The sequence below is a fragment of the Paraburkholderia aspalathi genome (assembly GCF_900116445.1).
Classification (GTDB): domain Bacteria; phylum Pseudomonadota; class Gammaproteobacteria; order Burkholderiales; family Burkholderiaceae; genus Paraburkholderia; species Paraburkholderia aspalathi.
On record NZ_FPBH01000027.1, the window covers coordinates 1 to 17,373 of the forward strand.

Annotated in this window: 32 protein-coding genes; all 32 read left to right on the plus strand. The window is 58.5% G+C overall.

Annotated features, from left to right (window positions below):
* Window positions 1-105 (plus strand): EF-Tu C-terminal domain-related protein (locus BM438_RS32325; protein ID WP_482811913.1); only part of this gene is annotated, 105 nt, incomplete at its 5' end.
* A gap of 127 nt (window positions 106-232) precedes the next feature.
* Window positions 233-544 (plus strand): 30S ribosomal protein S10, encoded by a 312-nt coding sequence (gene rpsJ / locus BM438_RS32330; protein WP_006998489.1) that lies wholly within the window; start codon window positions 233-235, stop codon window positions 542-544.
* Between the two features lie 201 nt (window positions 545-745).
* A complete protein-coding gene (gene rplC, locus BM438_RS32335) occupies window positions 746-1,405 on the plus strand; it encodes a 50S ribosomal protein L3 (protein WP_007180137.1) in 660 nt (219 codons plus the stop codon).
* Complete coding sequence (gene rplD / locus BM438_RS32340; protein ID WP_007180136.1) at window positions 1,405-2,025, plus strand: 50S ribosomal protein L4; 621 nt, start codon at window positions 1,405-1,407, stop codon at window positions 2,023-2,025. Before rplC ends, rplD begins: the two co-directional genes overlap by 1 nt.
* Window positions 2,022-2,336, plus strand: coding sequence for a 50S ribosomal protein L23 (gene rplW / locus BM438_RS32345; protein WP_007180135.1), 315 nt, complete (start codon window positions 2,022-2,024; stop codon window positions 2,334-2,336). Before rplD ends, rplW begins: the two co-directional genes overlap by 4 nt.
* Window positions 2,337-2,338: 2 nt before the next feature.
* Window positions 2,339-3,166, plus strand: a complete 828-nt coding sequence (gene rplB / locus BM438_RS32350) for a 50S ribosomal protein L2 (protein WP_063497538.1) — start codon at window positions 2,339-2,341, stop codon at window positions 3,164-3,166.
* A gap of 10 nt (window positions 3,167-3,176) precedes the next feature.
* Window positions 3,177-3,452, plus strand: coding sequence for a 30S ribosomal protein S19 (gene rpsS / locus BM438_RS32355; protein ID WP_054036552.1), 276 nt, complete (start codon window positions 3,177-3,179; stop codon window positions 3,450-3,452).
* Window positions 3,453-3,459: 7 nt separating this feature from the next.
* Window positions 3,460-3,792, plus strand: a complete 333-nt coding sequence (gene rplV, locus BM438_RS32360; RefSeq protein ID WP_197070230.1) for a 50S ribosomal protein L22 — start codon at window positions 3,460-3,462, stop codon at window positions 3,790-3,792.
* Between the two features lie 11 nt (window positions 3,793-3,803).
* On the plus strand, window positions 3,804-4,610 hold the full coding sequence (gene rpsC, locus BM438_RS32365) for a 30S ribosomal protein S3 (RefSeq protein WP_011490053.1): 807 nt from the start codon (window positions 3,804-3,806) through the stop codon (window positions 4,608-4,610).
* Window positions 4,611-4,612: 2 nt separating this feature from the next.
* The gene (gene rplP / locus BM438_RS32370; protein ID WP_007180131.1) at window positions 4,613-5,029 is read left to right on the plus strand and encodes a 50S ribosomal protein L16; all 417 of its coding nucleotides are present in this window, start codon (window positions 4,613-4,615) and stop codon (window positions 5,027-5,029) included.
* A 10-nt stretch (window positions 5,030-5,039) separates the two neighbouring features.
* Window positions 5,040-5,234 (plus strand): 50S ribosomal protein L29, encoded by a 195-nt coding sequence (gene rpmC / locus BM438_RS32375; RefSeq protein ID WP_007180130.1) that lies wholly within the window; start codon window positions 5,040-5,042, stop codon window positions 5,232-5,234.
* The gene (gene rpsQ / locus BM438_RS32380; protein WP_007180129.1) at window positions 5,231-5,503 is read left to right on the plus strand and encodes a 30S ribosomal protein S17; all 273 of its coding nucleotides are present in this window, start codon (window positions 5,231-5,233) and stop codon (window positions 5,501-5,503) included. Before rpmC ends, rpsQ begins: the two co-directional genes overlap by 4 nt.
* 290 nt (window positions 5,504-5,793) lie before the next feature.
* Window positions 5,794-6,162: a 50S ribosomal protein L14 gene (gene rplN / locus BM438_RS32385; protein WP_006052212.1), complete on the plus strand. Its 369-nt coding sequence runs from the start codon at window positions 5,794-5,796 to the stop codon at window positions 6,160-6,162.
* Between the two features lie 9 nt (window positions 6,163-6,171).
* Complete coding sequence (gene rplX / locus BM438_RS32390) at window positions 6,172-6,480, plus strand: 50S ribosomal protein L24 (RefSeq protein WP_028199569.1); 309 nt, start codon at window positions 6,172-6,174, stop codon at window positions 6,478-6,480.
* A gap of 17 nt (window positions 6,481-6,497) precedes the next feature.
* Entirely contained in the window at window positions 6,498-7,037 is a 540-nt protein-coding gene (gene rplE, locus BM438_RS32395; protein WP_006052214.1) for a 50S ribosomal protein L5, read from the plus strand.
* Between the two features lie 7 nt (window positions 7,038-7,044).
* Window positions 7,045-7,350 (plus strand): 30S ribosomal protein S14, encoded by a 306-nt coding sequence (rpsN, locus tag BM438_RS32400; protein ID WP_006052215.1) that lies wholly within the window; start codon window positions 7,045-7,047, stop codon window positions 7,348-7,350.
* Window positions 7,351-7,364: 14 nt separating this feature from the next.
* Window positions 7,365-7,760, plus strand: coding sequence for a 30S ribosomal protein S8 (gene rpsH, locus BM438_RS32405; protein ID WP_006052216.1), 396 nt, complete (start codon window positions 7,365-7,367; stop codon window positions 7,758-7,760).
* Between the two features lie 18 nt (window positions 7,761-7,778).
* The gene (gene rplF / locus BM438_RS32410) at window positions 7,779-8,309 is read left to right on the plus strand and encodes a 50S ribosomal protein L6 (protein WP_028199570.1); all 531 of its coding nucleotides are present in this window, start codon (window positions 7,779-7,781) and stop codon (window positions 8,307-8,309) included.
* 12 nt (window positions 8,310-8,321) lie between these two features.
* Complete coding sequence (gene rplR, locus BM438_RS32415; protein WP_006052218.1) at window positions 8,322-8,687, plus strand: 50S ribosomal protein L18; 366 nt, start codon at window positions 8,322-8,324, stop codon at window positions 8,685-8,687.
* Window positions 8,688-8,701: 14 nt separating this feature from the next.
* Window positions 8,702-9,220, plus strand: a complete 519-nt coding sequence (gene rpsE, locus BM438_RS32420; protein WP_006052219.1) for a 30S ribosomal protein S5 — start codon at window positions 8,702-8,704, stop codon at window positions 9,218-9,220.
* A gap of 10 nt (window positions 9,221-9,230) precedes the next feature.
* Window positions 9,231-9,413, plus strand: a complete 183-nt coding sequence (gene rpmD / locus BM438_RS32425; protein ID WP_007180126.1) for a 50S ribosomal protein L30 — start codon at window positions 9,231-9,233, stop codon at window positions 9,411-9,413.
* Between the two features lie 29 nt (window positions 9,414-9,442).
* The gene (gene rplO / locus BM438_RS32430) at window positions 9,443-9,877 is read left to right on the plus strand and encodes a 50S ribosomal protein L15 (RefSeq protein WP_054036556.1); all 435 of its coding nucleotides are present in this window, start codon (window positions 9,443-9,445) and stop codon (window positions 9,875-9,877) included.
* Window positions 9,878-9,923: 46 nt separating this feature from the next.
* Window positions 9,924-11,270 carry a preprotein translocase subunit SecY gene (gene secY, locus BM438_RS32435; RefSeq protein ID WP_063497536.1) on the plus strand — a complete coding sequence of 449 codons (1,347 nt, stop codon included), beginning with the start codon at window positions 9,924-9,926 and terminating at the stop codon, window positions 11,268-11,270.
* 8 nt (window positions 11,271-11,278) lie between these two features.
* Complete coding sequence (gene infA, locus BM438_RS32440) at window positions 11,279-11,497, plus strand: translation initiation factor IF-1 (protein ID WP_004521905.1); 219 nt, start codon at window positions 11,279-11,281, stop codon at window positions 11,495-11,497.
* A gap of 20 nt (window positions 11,498-11,517) precedes the next feature.
* Window positions 11,518-11,634: a 50S ribosomal protein L36 gene (rpmJ, locus tag BM438_RS32445; RefSeq protein WP_004199844.1), complete on the plus strand. Its 117-nt coding sequence runs from the start codon at window positions 11,518-11,520 to the stop codon at window positions 11,632-11,634.
* A 41-nt stretch (window positions 11,635-11,675) separates the two neighbouring features.
* Window positions 11,676-12,041, plus strand: a complete 366-nt coding sequence (rpsM, locus tag BM438_RS32450) for a 30S ribosomal protein S13 (RefSeq protein ID WP_006052223.1) — start codon at window positions 11,676-11,678, stop codon at window positions 12,039-12,041.
* Between the two features lie 28 nt (window positions 12,042-12,069).
* A complete protein-coding gene (gene rpsK / locus BM438_RS32455) occupies window positions 12,070-12,474 on the plus strand; it encodes a 30S ribosomal protein S11 (protein WP_006052224.1) in 405 nt (134 codons plus the stop codon).
* 156 nt (window positions 12,475-12,630) lie between these two features.
* Window positions 12,631-13,254, plus strand: a complete 624-nt coding sequence (gene rpsD, locus BM438_RS32460; protein ID WP_027800372.1) for a 30S ribosomal protein S4 — start codon at window positions 12,631-12,633, stop codon at window positions 13,252-13,254.
* A 124-nt stretch (window positions 13,255-13,378) separates the two neighbouring features.
* Complete coding sequence (locus BM438_RS32465) at window positions 13,379-14,356, plus strand: DNA-directed RNA polymerase subunit alpha (RefSeq protein WP_006052226.1); 978 nt, start codon at window positions 13,379-13,381, stop codon at window positions 14,354-14,356.
* A gap of 182 nt (window positions 14,357-14,538) precedes the next feature.
* Window positions 14,539-14,931, plus strand: a complete 393-nt coding sequence (gene rplQ / locus BM438_RS32470; RefSeq protein ID WP_006052227.1) for a 50S ribosomal protein L17 — start codon at window positions 14,539-14,541, stop codon at window positions 14,929-14,931.
* 191 nt (window positions 14,932-15,122) lie between these two features.
* Window positions 15,123-15,455: a divalent-cation tolerance protein CutA gene (cutA, locus tag BM438_RS32475; protein ID WP_093643563.1), complete on the plus strand. Its 333-nt coding sequence runs from the start codon at window positions 15,123-15,125 to the stop codon at window positions 15,453-15,455.
* Complete coding sequence (gene dsbD, locus BM438_RS32480; protein WP_093643374.1) at window positions 15,448-17,331, plus strand: protein-disulfide reductase DsbD; 1,884 nt, start codon at window positions 15,448-15,450, stop codon at window positions 17,329-17,331. Before cutA ends, dsbD begins: the two co-directional genes overlap by 8 nt.
* Window positions 17,332-17,373 lie beyond the last annotated feature (42 nt).

Here is a 17,373-nt window from a genome sequence, read left to right on the forward strand (position 1 = left end):
GTGAAGCTGATCAACCCGATCGCGATGGAAGAAGGTCTGCGTTTCGCAATTCGCGAAGGCGGCCGTACGGTCGGCGCAGGTGTGGTTGCCAAGATTCTCGAGTAAAATCGAGGGTTGAAGTTGCAGTAAGTGGTGCCCGGAGCCGGGCGCCAGCGCCATAGCAGGTGCCCGGCTCTACGTTCTTTTACTATCTGGCGGCGCAATACCGCCTCGCTCTTTCCAAGGAATTGTCATGCAGAACCAGAAAATCCGCATTCGCCTGAAGGCTTTCGACTATCGCCTGATCGATCAATCGGCAGCTGAAATCGTCGACACGGCAAAGCGGACTGGCGCAATCGTTCGTGGTCCGGTGCCCCTGCCGACCCGCATTCAACGTTTCGACATCCTGCGTTCGCCGCACGTCAACAAGACGTCGCGCGATCAGCTCGAAATCCGTACGCACCAACGTCTGATGGACATCGTCGATCCGACGGACAAGACCGTCGACGCACTGATGAAGCTGGACCTGCCGGCTGGCGTGGACGTGGAAATCAAGCTCCAATAAGGCTTGTAGCGGTTGCCTGGCGTGCCGGGCAGCGCTAAGTCATTGATTGCTTGCGGAAAACGAAAAGCCTCGCTATAATAGTGGGCTTTTCGCGCATTTGCGCAAAAAAGTCGGTGTGCTGCAGCGTGATTTCACGCCCGAAACGGCACCGGCATTTTGTAAATTAGCCCCGACCAATCGCAGTCGGGAATGGAGAAAACGATGAGCCTTGGACTCGTAGGTCGCAAGGTTGGCATGACCCGTATCTTCACGGCAGAAGGGGATTCGATTCCCGTTACCGTGCTGGACGTGTCCGACAACCGCGTGACGCAGATCAAGACTGTTGAAACCGACGGCTACACCGCCGTGCAGGTTGCATTCGGTACGCGCCGTGCATCGCGTGTGACGAAGCCGTTGGCCGGTCATCTCGCCAAAGCCGGTGTTCAAGCCGGTGAAATCCTCAAAGAATTCCAGATCGATGCTGCCAAGGCTGCCGAGTTGTCGAACGGCACCGTGGTCGGTCCCGACCTGTTCGAAGTAGGCCAGAAGGTCGACGTGCAAGGCGTGTCGATCGGTAAGGGCTACGCCGGTACCATCAAGCGTTACAACTTCGCATCCGGCCGTGCATCGCACGGTAACTCGCGCTCGCACAACGTGCCGGGTTCGATCGGTATGGCGCAGGATCCGGGTCGTGTTTTCCCGGGTAAGCGCATGACCGGTCACATGGGTGACGATACGGTAACCGTGCAAAACCTCGAAATCGCTCGTATCGACGCTGACCGCAAGCTGTTGCTGGTCAAGGGCGCCGTTCCGGGTGCGAAGGGTGGCAAGGTATTCGTTACGCCGGCCGTGAAGACGCGTGCCGTGAAAGGAGCGAAATAATGGAACTTAAGCTCCTGAATGCCAATGGTCAGGAAGGTGCAGGCGTTAGCGCGTCGGACGTAGTGTTCGGCCGCGATTACAACGAAGCCCTGATTCACCAGGTTGTGGTGGCGTATCAAGCGAATGCCCGTAGCGGTAACCGCGCGCAGAAGGACCGTGAGCAAGTCAAGCACACGACCAAGAAGCCGTGGCGTCAAAAGGGTACGGGTCGCGCCCGTGCCGGTATGTCGTCGAGCCCGTTGTGGCGCGGCGGTGGCCGGATCTTCCCGAATTCGCCGGAAGAAAACTTTTCGCACAAGGTTAACAAGAAGATGCATCGCGCAGGCCTCTGCTCGATCTTCTCGCAGCTGGCTCGCGAAGGCCGCATCTCGGTGGTTGACGAGCTGACGCTCGAAGCGCCGAAGACGAAGCTGCTGGCCGAAAAATTCAAGGCGATGGGTCTCGACTCCGTGCTGGTGATTACCGACACGGTTGACGAAAACCTGTACCTCGCGTCGCGCAACCTCGCCCATGTGGCAGTTGTCGAGCCGCGTTACGCCGACCCGCTGTCGCTGATCTACTTCAAGAAGATCCTGATCACGAAGGCTGCGGTCGCCCAGATCGAGGAGTTGCTGTCATGAGCGAGATTCGCAAGAACGATCATCGTTTGATGCAGGTCCTGCTCGCGCCGGTGATCTCCGAAAAGGCGACGCTGGTGGCCGACAAGAACGAGCAAGTTGTGTTCGAAGTCGCGCCCGATGCCACGAAGCAGGAAGTGAAAGCTGCAGTCGAGCTGCTGTTCAAGGTGGAAGTCAATTCCGTCAACGTGCTGGTCTCGAAGGGCAAAGCCAAGCGCTTTGGCCGCTTCATGGGCAAGCGCAAGGACGTGAAGAAGGCGTACGTCTGCCTGAAGCCCGGCCAGGAAATCAACTTTGAAGCGGAGGCCAAGTAATCATGGCAATCGTTAAAGTTAAGCCGACTTCGCCGGGTCGCCGTGCGATGGTCAAGGTGGTCAATAAGGATCTGCATAAGGGCAAGCCGTTCGCACCGCTGCTCGACTCGCAATCCACGACCGCCGGCCGTAATAACAACGGTCACATCACCACGCGTCATAAGGGTGGTGGTCACAAGCATCACTACCGTGTCGTCGATTTCCGTCGCAACAAGGACGGCATTCCGGCAAAGGTCGAACGTCTTGAGTACGATCCGAACCGTAGCGCGAACATCGCGCTGGTTCTGTACGCAGACGGCGAGCGCAAGTACATCATCGCTCCGAAGGGTGTGACGGTTGGTCAGCAACTGATGTCGGGTTCGGAAGCTCCGATCCGCGCAGGTAACACGCTGCCGATCCGCAACATTCCGGTCGGTACGACGATCCACTGCATCGAAATGCTGCCGGGCAAGGGCGCGCAAATGGCGCGTTCGGCTGGTACGTCGGCGATGTTGCTGGCTCGTGAAGGCATCTACGCACAGGTCCGCTTGCGCTCTGGTGAAATCCGCCGCGTTCACGTTGAATGCCGCGCGACGATTGGTGAAGTTGGCAACGAAGAGCACAGCCTCCGTCAAATCGGTAAGGCTGGCGCAAACCGCTGGCGCGGTATCCGCCCGACGGTGCGTGGCGTTGCAATGAACCCGGTCGATCACCCGCACGGTGGTGGTGAAGGCAAGACGGCTGCAGGTCGCGATCCGGTGAGCCCGTGGGGCACGCCTGCTAAGGGTTATCGCACCCGCAGCAACAAGCGCACGACGAGCATGATCGTCCAGCGCCGTCACAAGCGTTAAGGAGTAGGCAATGGCACGTTCTGTAAAAAAAGGTCCGTTCTGCGACGCCCATTTGCTGAAGAAAGTTGAGTCGGCAGCCGCTGCACGTGACAAGAAGCCGATCAAAACCTGGTCGCGTCGTTCGACGATTCTGCCGGATTTCATCGGTTTGACGATTGCTGTGCACAACGGACGTCAACACGTTCCGGTGTACATCTCGGAAAACATGGTCGGCCACAAGCTTGGCGAGTTTGCATTGACCCGGACGTTCAAGGGTCATGCAGCCGACAAGAAGGCTAAGAAATAAGGGGCTCATGATGGAAGTGAAAGCAATTCATCGCGGTGCCCGCATCTCGGCGCAGAAAACGCGCCTTGTGGCTGACCAGATCCGCGGTTTGCCGGTCGACAAGGCGCTGAACGTTCTGACGTTTTCGCCGAAGAAGGCTGCGGGAATCGTGAAAAAGGTCGTGCTGTCGGCGATCGCGAATGCGGAGCATAACGAAGGCGCCGATATCGACGAGCTCAAAGTAACGAGCATCATGGTCGACAAGGCTGCATCGCTCAAGCGTTTTACTGCGCGCGCTAAAGGCCGCGGTAACCGCATCGAGAAGCAATCCTGTCACATCACTGTGACGGTCGGGAATTAAGGGGTCATACGATGGGACAGAAAATTCATCCGACTGGCTTCCGTTTGGCCGTCAGCCGCAATTGGGCGTCGCGTTGGTACGCGAACAACAACAATTTCGCGGCGATGTTGCAGGAAGACATCGGTGTTCGTGAATACCTGAAGAAGAAGCTGAAAAACGCTTCGGTTGGTCGCGTCGTTATCGAGCGTCCGGCGAAAAACGCGCGCATCACGATTTATAGCTCGCGTCCGGGTGTCGTCATCGGTAAGAAGGGCGAGGATATCGAGCTGCTGAAGTCGGAACTGCAACGCCGCATGGGCGTTCCGGTCCACGTCAACATCGAAGAAATCCGCAAGCCGGAAACCGATGCGCAACTGATCGCTGACTCGATCACGCAACAACTCGAGCGCCGGATTATGTTCCGCCGCGCGATGAAGCGTGCGATGCAAAACGCAATGCGTCTGGGTGCTCAAGGCATCAAGATCATGAGCGCTGGCCGCCTGAACGGTATCGAAATCGCTCGTACGGAATGGTATCGCGAAGGTCGCGTGCCTCTTCATACGCTGCGTGCTGATATCGACTACGCAACGTCGGAAGCGAAGACGACGTACGGCATCATCGGCGTGAAGGTGTGGGTCTACAAGGGCGACACGCTCGGCCGCAACGACGCACCGGTGGTTGAAGAAGTCGCCGAAGAAAAGCGTCCGCGCCGTAACGCACGTCCGGGTGGCGATCGCCGTCCGCGTCGCGATGGTGAAGGTGGTGGCCCGGCAGGTGCACGCCGTGGCGCTCCCCGTCGTGCTGGCGGTGCCGGCGACGGCGGGAAGACTGGAGAATAACGATGCTGCAACCGAAACGCAGAAAGTATCGCAAAGAGCAGAAGGGTCGTAACACCGGTATCGCTACCCGCGGCAACGCGGTGTCGTTCGGTGAGTTCGGCCTGAAGGCTATCGGTCGTGGTCGTCTGACCGCGCGCCAGATTGAAGCGGCACGTCGTGCAATGACGCGTCACATCAAGCGTGGTGGCCGCATCTGGATCCGCATCTTCCCGGACAAGCCGATCTCGCACAAGCCGGCTGAAGTACGTATGGGTAACGGTAAAGGTAACCCTGAGTACTACGTCGCAGAGATTCAACCGGGCAAGATGCTGTACGAAATGGACGGCGTAACCGAAGAGCTGGCACGCGAAGCGTTCCGTCTGGCTGCAGCTAAGCTGCCGCTCAAGACGACGTTTATCGTGCGTCAGCTCGGCGCCTAAGGAGCAAATGATGAAGGCTTCCGAACTTCACCAGAAAGATCAGGCCGCGCTCAACAAGGAGCTGTCGGACCTGTTGAAGGCGCAATTCGGCCTGCGCATGCAACTCGCGACCCAGCAGCTCACGAACACGAGCCAGCTGAAGAAGGTTCGTCGCGACATCGCACGTGTGCGGACCGTCCTGACTGAGAAGGCGAACCAGAAATGAACGATAGCGTAAAAACCTCGCTCAAGCGGACGCTGGTCGGCAAGGTCGTCAGCAACAAGATGGACAAGACGGTCACCGTGCTGGTTGAGCACCGCGTGAAGCACCCGATCTACGGCAAGTACGTTGTGCGTTCGAAGAAATACCACGCGCACGACGATGCGAACACGTACAACGAGGGTGACCTCGTTGAAATCCAGGAAACGCGTCCGATTTCGAAGACGAAAGCTTGGGTTGTGGCTCGCCTGGTCGAGGCTGCTCGCGTCATCTGACGCCGCAAAGTTGTAGAAGTAGTTGAAATCGCAGTAAGTTTCGCTTGCAAGACCGAGATTATTTGTTATAATCTCGGTCTTCCCTCTTTTATGGGAGCCCCGTCGCGGGCGAAGTTGGTGGGGGAAGCGGTTCAGGCGCCAGTCTGTTCCGAAGGATTCACCGGATTGCGATGGCGGGTTTCGTTTGCCGTCGCTGCTGTTCATACCCAAGCAGCCGATTGGCTGACGGGACCAAGACTGACCGGGTACGCCATGGTGGTGTGACCGGATTAAGTTGGGATAGATAAACCATGATCCAGACCGAAACTCGGCTTGAAGTGGCCGACAACACCGGTGCGCGTGAAGTCATGTGCATCAAGGTTCTCGGCGGCTCGAAGCGTCGTTATGCCAGCATTGGCGACATCATCAAGGTGACCGTCAAAGAAGCAACGCCGCGCGGGCGCGTGAAGAAAGGCGAAATTTACAACGCCGTGGTGGTTCGCACCGCCAAGGGCGTGCGCCGTCAGGACGGCTCGCTGATCAAGTTCGATGGCAATGCTGCAGTGCTGTTGAATGCCAAGCTCGAACCTATTGGCACCCGTATTTTCGGGCCTGTTACGCGCGAGTTGCGCAGCGAACGATTCATGAAGATCGTTTCGTTGGCACCTGAAGTGCTGTAAGGAGTCGCGATGAACAAGATTCGCAAAGGTGACGAAGTTATCGTCATCACCGGCAAAGATAAAGGCAAGCGCGGCGTCGTGCTGTCCGTTGGCGAAGACAAGGTAATTGTCGAGGGCATCAACCTCGTCAAGAAGCACGTCAAGCCGAACCCGATGAAGGGTACGACGGGTGGCGTGGAAGCCAAGACGATGCCGCTGCAAATTTCGAACGTCGCATTGGTCGACGCGAATGGCAAGGCGTCGCGTGTAGGCATCAAGGTCGAGGGAGACAAGAAAGTCCGTTTCCTTAAGACGACCGGTGCCGTGCTGAGCGCCTGACGCTGCGGAGTAAAAAAATGGCTCGTTTGCAAGAGTTTTACAAAGAGAAGGTTGTACCCGGCCTCATCGAGAAGTTCGGTTACAAGTCCGTGATGGAAGTGCCGCGCATCACCAAGATCACCCTGAACATGGGCCTTGGCGAAGCGGTTGCTGACAAGAAGATCATCGAAAACGCCGTTGGCGACCTGACGAAGATCGCAGGCCAGAAGCCGGTGATCACGAAGGCACGCAAGGCAATCGCTGGCTTCAAGATCCGTCAGGGCTATCCGATCGGTGCAATGGTCACGTTGCGTGGTCAGGCAATGTACGAATTTCTGGACCGTTTCGTGACGGTTGCGCTCCCCCGTGTGCGCGACTTCCGTGGCGTGTCGGGTCGTGCGTTCGATGGTCGCGGCAACTACAACATCGGTGTGAAAGAGCAGATCATTTTCCCCGAAATCGACTACGACAAGATCGACGCACTGCGTGGGCTGAACATCAGCATCACGACAACTGCGAAGACCGACGACGAAGCAAAGGCTCTGCTCGCCAGCTTCAAGTTCCCGTTCAGAAACTGAGGTTACCGTGGCTAAACTGGCACTGATCGAACGTGAAAAGAAGCGTGCTCGCCTGGCCGCTAAGTACGCTCCCAAGCGTGCTGAGCTGAAAGCGATTATCGGCGATATGAGCAAGTCGGACGAAGAGCATTACGCAGCACGTCTGGAACTGCAACAACTGCCGCGCAACTCTAACCCGACCCGTAAGCGCAATCGTTGCGCAATTACCGGTCGCCCGCGTGGCACGTTCCGTAAATTCGGGCTGGCGCGTAACAAGATTCGCGAAATCGCGTTCCGCGGCGAGATCCCTGGCCTGACCAAGGCGAGCTGGTAATAGGAGAAACGTAAATGAGCATGAGTGATCCTATCGCCGATATGCTGACTCGCATCCGCAATGCGCAGATGGTTGAGAAAGTTTCGGTGACAATGCCCTCGTCGAAAGTCAAGGTTGCGATTGCGCAGGTCCTTAAGGACGAAGGCTATATCGATGATTTCGCAGTGAAGTCCGAAGGTGCGAAGTCTGAATTGAACATCGTGTTGAAGTACTACGCTGGCCGTCCGGTGATCGAGCGCATTGAACGCGTTTCGAAGCCTGGTCTGCGTGTGTACCGCGGCCGTAACGACATCCCCGTGGTCATGAATGGCCTCGGCGTGGCAATCGTGTCGACGCCGAAGGGCGTGATGACGGACCGCAAGGCGCGTGCAACGGGCGTTGGCGGCGAAGTCATCTGCTACGTCGCTTAAGGCCGAAAGGAGAGAAACATGTCTCGAGTAGGTAAAAGCCCGATCGCGCTGCAAGGCGCAGAAGTGGCCCTGAGCGACGAACGCATTACCGTCAAGGGCCCGCTGGGTACGATTTCGCAGGCTGCAAACAGCCTCGTGAAGGTGGTGAACGACAACGGCACGCTGAAGTTCGAGCCGGTGGACGAAAGCCGCGAAGCGAATGCGATGTCGGGCACGATGCGCGCACTGGTTGCGAACATGGTGAACGGCGTGACGAAGGGTTTCGAGCGCAAGCTGACGCTGGTTGGCGTCGGTTACCGCGCACAGGCGCAAGGCGACAAGCTGAACCTGTCGCTGGGTTTCTCGCACCCCGTGGTGCACCAGATGCCGGAAGGCGTCAAGGCTGAAACCCCGACGCAAACCGAAATCGTGATCAAGGGGATCAACAAGCAACAAGTTGGCCAGGTCGCTGCAGAAGTGCGCGGCTATCGCCCACCGGAGCCCTACAAGGGCAAGGGTGTGCGTTACGCCAACGAGGTTGTGATCCTCAAAGAAACGAAGAAGAAGTAAGGGTGCGCAATCATGGATAAGACTCAATCTCGCCTGCGCCGCGCTCGTCAGACGCGTATCAAGATCGCTGAGCTGCAGGTCGCGCGTCTCGCCGTGCATCGCACGAACACGCACATCTATGCGCAAGTGTTCTCGCCGTGCGGCACCAAGGTGCTCGCCAGCGCGTCGACGCTCGAAGCCGAAGTGCGTGCGCAACTGGCTGATCAGACTGGCAAGGGCGGCAACGTCGCCGCTGCGACCCTGATCGGTAAGCGCATTGCAGAAAAGGCTAAGGCTGCCGGCATCGAATCCGTCGCCTTCGACCGTTCGGGTTTCCGTTACCACGGCCGCGTGAAAGCGCTGGCTGATGCGGCGCGCGAAGCCGGACTCAAGTTCTAAGGGAAGAATTCGTCATGGCAAAGATGCAAGCGAAAGTTCAGGCTGACGAACGCGACGACGGCCTGCGCGAAAAGATGATTTCGGTCAACCGCGTGACCAAGGTTGTGAAGGGCGGCCGGATTCTCGGTTTTGCCGCACTGACCGTGGTCGGCGACGGTGATGGCCGCGTCGGTATGGGCAAGGGCAAGGCGAAGGAAGTGCCGGTCGCTGTTCAGAAGGCGATGGAACAGGCTCGCCGCAACATGTTCAAGGTGCCGCTTAAGAACGGTACCCTGCAACACGAAGTGCACGGTAAGCACGGCGCATCGATGGTCCTCCTCGCTCCGGCGAAGGACGGTACCGGTGTGATCGCTGGCGGCCCGATGCGCGCAGTGTTCGACGTGATGGGCGTGCAGAACGTTGTGGCCAAGAGCCACGGTTCGACGAACCCGTACAACCTCGTTCGTGCAACGCTCGACGGTCTGCGTAAGCAGTCGACGCCGGGTGATATCGCGGCGAAGCGCGGCAAGTCCGTCGAAGATATTCTGGGCTAAGGTGGACACCATGTCTGATAAAACTGTCAAGGTCCAGCTCGTCAAGAGCCTGATCGGCACCCGTGAAACGCACCGTGCAACGGTGCGTGGCTTGGGCCTGCGCCGACTCAACTCGGTTAGCGAGTTGCAGGACACGCCGGCTGTGCGCGGCATGATCAACAAGGTTTCGTACCTCGTTAAGGTCATCAGCTAAGCGGCTGACCAGGACTCAAGGAGTTGATAATGGAATTGAATAACCTGAAGCCGGCTGAAGGTTCGAAGCACGCTAAGCGTCGCGTCGGCCGTGGCATCGGCTCCGGTCTGGGCAAGACGGCTGGCCGCGGTCACAAGGGTCAGAAGTCGCGTTCGGGCGGCTTTCACAAGGTTGGCTTCGAAGGCGGTCAAATGCCGCTGCAACGTCGCCTGCCGAAGCGTGGCTTCACCTCGCTGACGAAGGAATTCGTCGGTGAAGTGCGTCTCTCTGATCTGGAAAAGCTGCCGGTCGACGAAATCGATCTGTTGGCTCTGAAGCAAGCCGGCCTGCTCGGCGAGCTGATCAAGAGCGCCAAGATCATCGCGACGGGCGAGCTTAAGCGCAAGATCGTTGTGAAGGGTCTGGGTGCGACGAAGGGTGCGCGCGCTGCTATTGAAGCAGCCGGCGGCTCTTTTGCCGAGTAACGCGCAAGTTATTTGCCGTCACTAGCATTTGCATCGGAGAAGGTACTTGGCTAACAGTCCGAGTCTCGCAAAACCCGGTCGCAGCGCGGCGAAGTTCGGCGATCTGCGTCGGCGTGCAGTATTCCTGCTGCTGGCGTTGATCGTCTACCGAATCGGCGCGCACATTCCGGTGCCGGGTATTGACCCGGACCAGCTGGCAAAGTTGTTCCAAAGCCAGTCGGGCGGCATCCTTGGCATGTTCAACATGTTTTCGGGTGGTGCACTTTCGCGGTTCACGATTTTTGCGCTGGGGATCATGCCGTACATTTCGGCGTCGATCATCATGCAGTTGCTGGCGATTGTCTCGCCGCAGCTGGAAGCGCTGAAAAAGGAAGGGCAGGCGGGTCAACGGAAGATTACGCAGTACACGCGTATCTTTACGGTCCTGCTGGCGACATTCCAGGCGTTCGGCATTGCCGTCGCACTGGAAAATCAGCCGGGCCTGGTGATCGATCCGGGGATGGTATTTCGGCTGACGACGGTCGTGACGCTGGTGACCGGCACGATGTTCCTGATGTGGCTAGGTGAGCAGATCACGGAACGCGGGCTTGGTAACGGTATCTCGATCATCATTTTCGGCGGTATTGCGGCGGGTTTCCCGAACGCAATCGGTGGTCTTTTCGAACTGGTGCGAACCGGCTCGATGAGCATCATCTCGGCGATTATCGTGGTCGCGCTGATTGCCGGTGTGACGTATCTGGTGGTGTTCATCGAACGCGGCCAGCGCAAGATTCTTGTGAATTACGCCAAGCGGCAAGTCGGTAACAAGATTTACGGCGGACAGTCTTCACATCTGCCGCTGAAGTTGAATATGTCGGGCGTGATTCCGCCGATCTTTGCATCGTCGATCATTCTCTTCCCGGCAACCATCCTGAACTGGTTTAGTTCGGGGTCGCGTACCAGCTGGTTCGCAGACACGTTGCACAACGTGGCCGAAGCCCTTAAGCCCGGTCAACCCGTGTACGTGTTGCTGTACGCGTTGGCGATCGTCTTCTTCTGCTTTTTCTACACCGCACTGGTGTTCAACAGCAGAGAAACGGCCGACAACCTGAAAAAGAGTGGCGCTTTCGTCCCAGGCATCCGCCCGGGCGATCAAACAGCGCGATACATCGACCGCATTCTCACGCGTCTGACGCTGGCTGGTGCGATCTACATCGTGTTTGTTTGTCTGCTGCCTGAATTTTTGGTACTGCGCTGGAACGTGCCGTTTTATTTTGGTGGAACGTCGCTGCTGATCATTGTCGTCGTCACAATGGATTTCATGGCGCAGGTGCAGTCGTACGTTATGTCGCAACAGTATGAATCGCTGCTGAAGAAAGCTAATTTCAAAGGCGGCGGCGTCCCGATGCGTTGAAAGGACTTATGGCCAAAGACGATGTTATCCAGATGCAGGGTGAAGTCATCGAAAACCTGCCTAACGCTACCTTTAGGGTGAAGCTGGAAAACGGCCATGTCGTATTGGGACACATATCCGGCAAGATGCGGATGCACTACATCCGAATCTTGCCGGGCGACAAGGTAACGGTTGAATTGACGCCTTACGATCTGTCGCGTGCGCGGATCGTGTTCCGGGCGAAGTGATTTGAAAAAAGGGTAATATCATGAAAGTGATGGCATCGGTTAAGCGCATTTGCCGCAATTGCAAGATCATCAAGCGCAAAGGCGTTGTGCGCGTGATTTGCAGCTCTGATCCGCGCCACAAACAGCGTCAAGGCTGAACGCCGCGCTTTTTGCTGCGCTTTTTGTTTGAGGAAAAACAATGGCTCGTATCGCAGGGGTTAACATCCCGAATCACCAGCATACCGAAATCGGCCTGACGGCAATTTACGGTATCGGCCGCACGCGCTCGCGCGACATCTGCGTCGCTGCTGGTGTGGCATTTTCGAAGAAGGTCAAGGACCTGAACGACGCAGACCTCGAAAAGCTGCGTGAAGAAGTCGGCAAGTTCATCGTTGAAGGCGATCTGCGCCGTGAAACGACGATGAACATCAAGCGCCTGATGGATCTCGGCTGCTACCGTGGCGTGCGTCATCGCAAGGGCCTGCCCCTGCGTGGCCAACGCACGCGTACGAATGCCCGTACGCGCAAGGGTCCGCGTCGTGCAGCGCAATCGCTGAAGAAGTAAGCGGAACTGACAGTTACAGGAAAACGTAATGGCTAAGGCTTCGAACAACTCCGCGGCGCAACGCGTTCGCAAGAAGGTCAAGAAGAACGTCGCCGAGGGCGTGGTTCACGTTCACGCGTCGTTCAACAACACCATCATCACGATCACCGATCGTCAAGGCAATGCACTTGCCTGGGCAACGTCGGGTGGTCAGGGCTTCAAGGGTTCGCGTAAATCGACCCCGTTTGCAGCCCAGGTGGCAGCTGAATCGGCTGGCCGCGTGGCGATGGAATACGGCGTGAAGAACCTCGAAGTGCGTATCAAGGGCCCCGGTCCTGGCCGCGAATCGGCGGTGCGCGCGTTGCATGGTCTTGGCATCAAGATCACCGCGATCTCCGACGTGACGCCGGTCCCGCACAACGGCTGCCGTCCGCCGAAGCGTCGTCGTATCTAAGACGCTGTTTTCGCTAGCGCCTGTTGCCGCCGGTGTTCAAGCCGGCGACCACAGGCTGCTTGCGCTATTGAATTGACTAAGCCCACCGTTCGACCCAAAGGGTTCGGACTAGCGCGAGTGCATGCATTCGTGTGATCAATCATAGAAGGAATCAACGTGGCACGTTATATCGGCCCTAAGGCCAAGCTGTCCCGCCGTGAAGGCACTGACCTCTTCCTGAAGAGCGCCCGTCGTTCGCTCGCTGACAAGTGCAAGCTTGACAGCAAGCCTGGCCAACACGGCCGCACGTCGGGTGCACGTACGTCCGACTACGGCACGCAGCTGCGCGAAAAGCAAAAAGTGAAGCGCATCTACGGTGTCCTCGAGCGTCAATTCCGCCGTTACTTCGCTGAAGCCGACCGCCTGAAGGGCAACACGGGTGAAAACCTGCTGCAATTGCTCGAATCGCGTCTCGACAACGTCGTGTATCGCATGGGCTTCGGCTCGACGCGCGCTGAAGCGCGTCAGCTCGTGAGCCACAAGGCGATCACGGTGAACGGCGTGGTGTCGAACATCCCGTCGATGCAAGTGAAGGCAGGCGACGTCGTCGCAGTGCGCGAACAAAAGAAGAAGCAGGCGCGTATTCTCGAAGCGCTGTCGCTGGCCGAGCAAGGCGGTCTGCCGAGCTGGGTCGCTGTCGATTCGAAGAAATTCGAAGGTACGTTCAAGAGCAAGCCGGAACGCAGCGACATCGCTGGCGATATCAACGAAAGCCTGATCGTCGAATTGTATTCGCGGTAATCGGATTAACGGCCGGGGCACCTCGATTGCGTTGCGCAAGGGGGCGTCTCGGCTGTTTATTTTCAGGTTGTTACCGGTCAGCCTTATCGGTGTAACGAGCCGAGGGTATTGAAAAGGAAAACCTATGCAAACCAGTTTGTTGAAGCCCAAGATCATCGCTGTTGAATCGCTTGGTGAGAGCCACGCGAAAGTGGTCATGGAACCGTTTGAACGCGGTTACGGCCACACCTTGGGTAACGCGCTTCGGCGCGTGCTGCTGTCGTCGATGATCGGCTACGCGCCGACCGAAGTGACGATCGCAGGCGTCGTACATGAGTATTCGACGCTCGACGGTGTGCAAGAGGACGTGGTCAACCTGTTGTTGAACCTGAAGGGCGTGGTCTTCAAGCTGCATAACCGTGACGAAGTGACGGTTACGCTGCGCAAGGAAGGCGAAGGCGTTGTCACCGCTGGCGACATCGAACTCGCGCACGATTGCGAAGTGATCAACCCGGATCACGTGATTGCGCATCTGTCGAAGGGCGGTAAGCTCGACGTGCAGATCAAGGTCGAAAAGGGCCGTGGTTATGTGCCGGGCAATGTGCGTCGTTATGGCGAAGAGTCGGCCAAGATCATCGGCCGTATCGTGCTGGACGCGTCGTTCTCGCCGGTTCGCCGCGTGAGCTACGCCGTTGAAAGCGCGCGCGTCGAACAGCGTACCGACCTCGACAAGCTCGTGATGAACATCGAGACCAACGGTGTGATCTCGCCGGAAGAAGCGATCCGTCAATCGGCGCGTATTCTGGTTGATCAGCTGTCGGTGTTCGCTGCACTGGAAGGCACCGAAGCAACGGCGGAAGCGCCGTCGCGTGCGCCGCAGATCGATCCGATCCTGCTGCGTCCGGTTGATGATCTCGAACTGACGGTTCGTTCCGCGAACTGCCTGAAGGCTGAGAACATTTACTACATCGGCGACCTGATCCAGCGCACGGAAAACGAGTTGCTCAAGACCCCGAATCTGGGTCGCAAGTCGTTGAACGAAATCAAGGAAGTACTGGCGTCGCGTGGTTTGACGCTCGGCATGAAACTCGAAAACTGGCCGCCGGCAGGTTTGGACAAGTAAGTCGAGTAGTAGTCTCGGGATAAGACCCCGCCGCTGCACTGGCAAAGACGCGGATTTTCCTTTAAAATCCGCGTCTTGTCTTTTTTCACTACCGGCCCGTGCACTCGTCACCGTTGGGAAACCGAGGGTAGACCGAGCGCGATAGAAGAGCTGGACCAAAACTTTGAATCGAAGGAATTAACATGCGTCACCGTCATGGTTTGCGGAAACTGAACCGCACGAGCAGCCACCGTCTGGCAATGCTCCGTAACATGTCCAACTCGTTGATCGAGCACGAAGTCATCAAGACGACGCTGCCGAAGGCGAAAGAACTCCGTAAAGTCGTCGAGCCGCTGATCACGCTCGGCAAGAAGCCGTCGCTGGCAAATCGTCGTCTGGCGTTCAACCGCCTGCGCGATCGTGACTCGGTCACGAAGCTGTTCGAAGTCCTCGGCCCGCGTTACGCTACCCGTCCGGGCGGCTACCTGCGCGTCCTGAAGTTCGGTTTCCGCGTCGGCGACAACGCACCGATGGCACTGGTCGAATTGCTGGACCGTCCGGAAGTCGAAGAAGTTGAAGTGCAAGAAGCTGAGTAAGCTTCTTAGCATCGAAGAAAAAGCCAGGCACCAAGCCTGGCTTTTTTTGTTTATGGCGGCGAATTTCACTGCGGCATGTCGATCGCGGCGGCCAAATGCCGCATGCTTGCTGCGTGGGCGTCTGCGGCTTCGCAAGGCTAGGTGATACGATATTGGCACTTGAATTGAGCGTGTCTGGAGCCTTCGTGAGCGTGAGCTTGAATGTGACCTTGATTCTGACCACGGTCCCGGATGCCGCCGTGGCTCAGAAGCTCGCCACAGATGCGTTGGCCGCGCGGCTATGCGCCTGCGTCACGCAGTTGGGCACGGTGCAGTCCAGCTATCACTGGCAGGGCGCGGTCGAAACAGCGCAGGAGATCCAGTTGCTGTTCAAGACCAGCGCGGCACGTGCACTCGAACTTGAACAATACATTCAGGCGCACCATCCCTACGACACGCCGGAAATCCTCTCGTGGCAAGCTACGGCATCGGCCGCGTACGGCCAATGGATCTCTGCGGAAACCCAACGTCCTCTCCATGTTTAACGGTCTCAATCGACGTGCGCGCCACGCGTTGCGCGCAGTCTTCTTCCTGTTCGGCTGCCTGATCTTCGCGCAGTTCGGCACGCTTGCCCGCGCTGCGGACGACTTCCTCGATCCCGCCGTCGCCTTCAAATTCAGCGCGACCGAGAAGCCGGGCGAAGTCGACGTGACGTACAAGATCGCGGACGGTTACTACATGTACCGTGAGCGCTTCGCGTTCGCGACCCGCAACGGCACGACGACGATTGGCGAGCCCCAATTGCCAGCCGGTCATGTCAAGTTCGATCAGACTTTCAACAAGAACGTTGAGACGTATCGCAATGAGCTGACGATCCGCATCCCGGTGAAACAGGCCCAGGGGCCGTTCGACCTGGCCGTCACGTCTCAGGGCTGTGCCGATGCAGGCATCTGCTATCCGCCAATGGAGCGCGTGTACCACGTGAGCGGCGAGGCTTTGCAGCCGGCCGGTAGCGCCGCGGCGACTACCGCCGCCACACAGCAATCCGCAGCCGCCGGCGCGTCGTGGTATGAGCGCGCCACCAGCGCCGACTATGCGCAATCGCTGCTGCAAGGCGGTGGCTTCTTCGCGATCATCGGGCTCTATTTCGTGGCCGGCGCCGTGCTCAGCCTGTTGCCGTGCTCCTATCCGATGATCCCGATCCTGTCGGCAATCATCATCGGCGAAGGCGCGCGGGTGACGCGTGCCCGAGGCTTTGCCTTGTCGCTGGCCTACGTGATCGGCATGGCGCTCGTGTACACGGCGCTTGGTATTGCGGCCGCGCTCGTTGGGCAGAGCCTTGGCGCGTGGCTGCAGAACCCGTGGGTGCTCGGTACGTTCGGCGTATTGCTGACCGTTTTCGCCTTGACGCTGATCGCTGGCTTCGACATCGCGTTGCCGCAGCGCTGGCAGGATGGCGTGTCGCGCGCGTCGACTGGACGTTCCGGCGGCAAGTTTGCCGCTGTCGCTGTTATGGGGGCGTTGTCCGCGCTGGTGGTCGGGGCCTGCATGACCGCGCCGCTTTTTGCTGTGCTGGCATTCATTGCGCATACGGGCGATGCGTTGCTCGGTGGCGCGGCGCTATTCTCGATGGGACTCGGGCTCGGCGTGCCGCTCCTGATCATCGGCCTTGGCGCCGGGACCTTGCTGCCGCGCGCCGGCGCATGGATGGACGGCGTCAAGGTGTTTTTTGGCGTGGTGCTGCTTGCCGCAGCCCTGTGGATCGTTTGGCCGGTGCTCGGTGCGACCGCGACCATGCTGTTGAGCGCGCTGTGGCTGCTGATTGCCGCAGCCGGGCTTGGTCTTTTCTCGGCCCCAGCGGTGGCCGCTTCGGTGTGGCGCCGGCTTGGCCGTGGTATCGGAGCGGCGCTGGCAATCTGGGCCGCGGTGCTGCTGGTTGGCCTGGCAGCGGGCTCGTCCGATCCTCTGCGTCCGCTAGCGGTCCTGGCCGCGCGTGGCGGTGGGGACGCCAACCTTAGCGTGGCAAACGCCTCCAACAAGCCCAATACAGCGTCACAGAGCGATCTGACGTTCGCTTCGGTTCGTTCCTCGACCGAGCTCGACGAGGCCGTCAAAACGGCTGCGCAGCCCGCTATGCTCGATTTTTACGCAGACTGGTGCGTGAGCTGCAAAGAGATGGAGAAGTTCACGTTCAGCGATCCGCGCGTTCAGGCGAAGTTGAAGCAGATGAACCTGCTACGCGCCGACGTGACCGCGAATAACGCCGACGACCAGATGCTGCTCAAGCGCTTCAGCCTGTTCGGGCCGCCGGGCATCATCTTTTTCGACCAGGGCGGCAAGGAAGTGCTTCGCGTTGTCGGCTACGAGTCCGCGGACAAGTTTTTGCGCACCCTCGATCGCGCCAACGCGCCCGGGGCGTAACGGAAAGCAGCTAGGCCGCCTGAGCGCACAAAAAACCCCGCA